The organism is Burkholderia sp. LMG 13014, from assembly GCF_905232215.1.
GTDB lineage: Bacteria > Pseudomonadota > Gammaproteobacteria > Burkholderiales > Burkholderiaceae > Burkholderia.
In genome coordinates, this window is the sequence record NZ_CAJNKE010001062.1 from 1 (window position 1) to 1,022 (window position 1,022).

At 66.3% G+C, this 1,022-nt stretch carries 1 protein-coding gene and 1 pseudogene; both read left to right on the plus strand.

What is annotated here, in order from left to right; all coding sequences use genetic code 11:
• Window positions 1–108: 108 nt before the first annotated feature.
• A complete protein-coding gene (locus JYJ84_RS37385; protein ID WP_122944723.1) occupies window positions 109–402 on the plus strand; it encodes a hypothetical protein in 294 nt (97 codons plus the stop codon).
• A gap of 335 nt (window positions 403–737) precedes the next feature.
• Window positions 738–1,022, plus strand: a pseudogene (locus JYJ84_RS37390) (hypothetical protein); the annotation flags it as partial.

Genomic DNA, 1,022 nt, shown 5'->3' on the forward strand with positions numbered 1-1,022 from the left:
CCGGCCGGCCGCCCGATCACCTAGAATTCGATCAACACGGCGACACGACCGCCGCCGCGTACTCGATACCGCGCGCGCCACCCCTGCGGGCGGTACACGGAGATCGTCATGACCGAACTGTCGATACCGGCGGAACCCGTCGATTACGAAGGCTTCGAGATCCATGTCGTGCCGGCCGCCGTGCCCGGCAGCGACACACGCTACACCTACACCGGCTACGTCTGCCATCCGGGCGCGAATCCTGCGTTGCCCGGCCACGCAGTGCCATTCCATGCGGACGGCGAGGAAAGCTTCGCGAGCCTCGACGAAGCCGTCCACGAAGCCGTGCACATCGGCAAGAGCATCATCGACGGCACGCACCCCGACCTGTCGATCCTGTCACTCGTCACGCACGGCTTCTGAAGCGGGCGGCACGGGTCGCTGAAGATTGCGCGGGCGTCGGCAGCGGTGCTGCTTGCGGCGATCGCTGCGCCTGGCCGAATCATCGCCCGATGCGTGCGTGCCACTCGCACGCCGTGCCTTTCTTTCAACCTTGCAACATGCACGCCGGGATGCGCACGTGCGGCAGCCGCGCGAGCGCGCTGTCACATGGCACGTCACATCGCGACGCGCGAGCGCATACCCCTTTCGTCATCAGCGATCGCAACACCCGGCATCGCCCGTTATGCGTTTCTCCCGATATCGGCTCGCGTTCGTGCGCCTATCATTTTTTTATAGTCACTTCTGGCTAGCCTCCCATGCGCCCCCTTCCCCGTCCGCGCGTCAACCGGCTGCGTGCAGTTGCGCTGGCCGTCGTCGCCATGCTCGCGGCATGCACGATCACGCCGCCTCCGTCGCTGCACTCGATCCTGACGATTCCGTCGATCACCCGCAGTGGCAGCCTCGACCAGTACCGCGTCGAAGTCGCGCAGCGTGTCGCCGAACGCAATCCGTCCGGCATGCTGCACGGCACGCCGCAGGCGATGCTCCGCTCGCTCGTCGTCGTGGCCTTCACCGTCGATGGCAGCGGCCGGCTCGTCAAC